The sequence below is a fragment of the Mesorhizobium sp. M7A.F.Ca.CA.004.06.1.1 genome (assembly GCF_003999135.1).
Taxonomy (GTDB): domain Bacteria; phylum Pseudomonadota; class Alphaproteobacteria; order Rhizobiales; family Rhizobiaceae; genus Mesorhizobium.
Window position 1 is genome coordinate 1 of the sequence record NZ_RZPQ01000851.1, and the last position, 2,374, is coordinate 2,374.

The window sequence follows — 2,374 nt, forward strand, 5'->3', positions numbered from 1 at the left end:
GCTGGCGTGTGCGCCAGGATGGCGCCCTCATTCATGCCGAGGATTTCCGCATCGGACCCGATATCGCCGCCACGCTCGACCGCCCGGCGGTTGCCGGCGGCGCGATCGCGGTGGCGACGCTGCTTCTGGTGTCGCCACGCGCCGAGGCCCTGCTCGACCGGGTTCTGGAGATCGTCGGCGAACACGGCAGCGCCAGTGCCTGGAGCGTGAAGAAATCTGGCAAGCTTCTTGCGAGGCTCTACGCCGGGGACGGCTACCGGCTGCGCCAGCGGCTGGTTCCACTCGTCGAATTGCTCAACGGAAGGGCGGGGTTGCCCAAATTATGGTCACTATAGGCCTGTCTCTACCAATCCAGGGAAACGCATGAACCTGACGCCGAGGGAAAAGGACAAGCTGCTGATCGCCATGGCGGCGATCGTGGCGCGCAAGCGGCTCGAACGCGGCGTCAAGCTCAACCATCCGGAAGCGATCGCGCTGATCACCGACTTCGTCGTCGAAGGCGCCCGCGACGGCCGTCCGGTCGCCGAACTAATGGAAGCCGGCGCTCATATCGTCAGCCGCGCGCAAGTCATGGAAGGCATCGCCGAGATGATCCATGACGTGCAGGTCGAGGCGACTTTTCCCGACGGCACCAAGCTGGTGACCGTGCACGAACCGATCCGTTGAGGAGGACAGGATGCTGGAGCTGCGTCCCAACTGCGAATGCTGCGACAAGGACCTGCCGCCGGAGGCGACGGATGCGCTGATCTGCACCTTCGAGTGCACCTTTTGCGCCGGATGCGTGGAACAGGTGTTGGGCGGCATCTGCCCCAATTGCGGCGGTGGTTTTTCGGCGCGGCCGATCCGCCCGCCAGCGATGCTGAAGAAATATCCGGCGTCGAGCAGACGCGTTCTCAAGGCTGAAGGCTGCGGTCCCAGCAAGGCGGCGTAAACACCAGACCGAGCAAAACGAAAGGCAAACAGATGATCCCCGCCAAACGCCTCTGCCTGTCGGCGATCCTGCTGCTGGCCGCTGCCATGCCGGCCTATGCTCATGTCGGCATCGGCACGGCCTCCTCCTTCACGGCCGGCTTCATGCACCCGCTTTCCGGGCTCGATCATATGACGGTGATGGCCGCAGTCGGGCTGTGGGCGGCGCTCAAGGGCGGCAAGGCGGTTCTTGCCTGGCCGGCGGCCTTTGTCTGCGTCATGCTGGTCGGCGGCGCGCTGGGTATGCTGCACATGCCGCTGCCCTTCGTCGAACCGGGCATACTGGCATCGGTCGTGACGCTCGGGCTGCTGGTGGCGCTGGCGATCGATCTGCCGGTCTCGGCCGGGGTCGCCATCATCGGCCTGTTCGCACTTTTCCACGGCCACGCGCATGGCACCGAGGTGCCGGAGAATGCCGGCGGGCTTGAATACATGGCCGGCTTTGCCATCGCCACGCTGTTGCTGCATGCCGCCGGCATCGCTGCCGGTCTCAGTCTCGGCATCCGGTTCCGTGGAGTGGCCCGTGCTGCCGGTGCCGCCTGTGCGGCGATCGGCATCGGTCTCGCCTTCGGCATCGTGTGAGGGCGACCATGATCCCCGGTGAAATCATCACGGTGGGCGGCGACATCGAGCTCAACAAGGGCCTGCCGACCGTCACCCTGAAAGTCGCCAACAGCGGCGACCGGCCGGTCCAGGTCGGCAGCCACTACCATTTCTTCGAGACCAATGAGGGGCTGAAATTCGACCGCGAGCGCGCCAGGGGCATGCGCCTCGACATTGCCGCGGGCACGGCCATGCGTTTCGAGCCGGGCCAGGAGCGCGATGTCACGCTGGTGCCGCTCGGCGGCAAGCGCGAGGTCTACGGATTTCAGCAGAAGGTGATGGGCAAGCTGTGAGATCTCAAGCTGTGAGATCTTTCGGCGCGCTCAGCTCAGTTCGATGGCTTGGCCGCGGCGTAGATGACGATCTTTCCGGGATCGTCGAATTCGACGGCAAGGACATCCTGCGCCTGCACGCGCTGCGATTCGATGGCGTTGAACAGCAGCGCGTTGGCTTCGATCTCCTTGCGCAGCTCGGTGATGTCGTCCTGATGCTGCTTGACCTTGCTTTCGATCTCCGGCGGCGGGCCGCCTTCGCTGCGCGCGGCGTCGGTGAGGAACACGATGTCGACCTTGTCGAGCTTGGACGTCTTGCGTACCGTACCGATGTTTTCACGCGTGCGGTCGATCGCCGTGTTGACGTTTGCGGCCTCAGTGGTGGCCTTGGTCTCTTCCTGCTTGACCTGCGAGCCGACGATGCGGTTGACGGTCTCCGTGCTTTCCAGCCCTTGCGCCTTCAATCCGGTAGCCGGACCGGCAGCCGCCAGGAACGCCATGGCGGCGACTGCCTGCATTCTGGTCGAGAA

Annotated in this window: 6 protein-coding genes; 5 read left to right on the plus strand and 1 reads right to left on the minus strand. The window is 64.7% G+C overall.

From position 1 onward, the window contains the following. The 5 genes from EN906_RS31120 to EN906_RS31140 form a co-directional block, all read left to right on the plus strand. On the plus strand, positions 1–335 hold a 335-nt coding region (locus EN906_RS31120; protein WP_348629296.1), incomplete at its 5' end, for an urease accessory protein UreD. Positions 336–363: 28 nt separating this feature from the next. Further along, complete coding sequence (locus EN906_RS31125) at positions 364–666, plus strand: urease subunit gamma (protein ID WP_127269528.1); 303 nt, start codon at positions 364–366, stop codon at positions 664–666. Between the two features lie 10 nt (positions 667–676). Then, complete coding sequence (locus EN906_RS31130) at positions 677–931, plus strand: DUF1272 domain-containing protein (protein WP_127269527.1); 255 nt, start codon at positions 677–679, stop codon at positions 929–931. Positions 932–963: 32 nt separating this feature from the next. Further along, positions 964–1,551 carry a HupE/UreJ family protein gene (locus EN906_RS31135; protein ID WP_127269526.1) on the plus strand — a complete coding sequence of 196 codons (588 nt, stop codon included), beginning with the start codon at positions 964–966 and terminating at the stop codon, positions 1,549–1,551. Positions 1,552–1,559: 8 nt separating this feature from the next. Continuing rightward, positions 1,560–1,865, plus strand: a complete 306-nt coding sequence (locus EN906_RS31140; RefSeq protein ID WP_127269525.1) for an urease subunit beta — start codon at positions 1,560–1,562, stop codon at positions 1,863–1,865. A 35-nt stretch (positions 1,866–1,900) separates the two neighbouring features. On the opposite strand, the gene EN906_RS31145 is transcribed toward EN906_RS31140, so the two are convergent. Then, a complete protein-coding gene (locus EN906_RS31145; protein ID WP_127375643.1) occupies positions 1,901–2,362 on the minus strand; it encodes a hypothetical protein in 462 nt (153 codons plus the stop codon). Between the last annotated feature and the right edge of the window lie 12 nt (positions 2,363–2,374).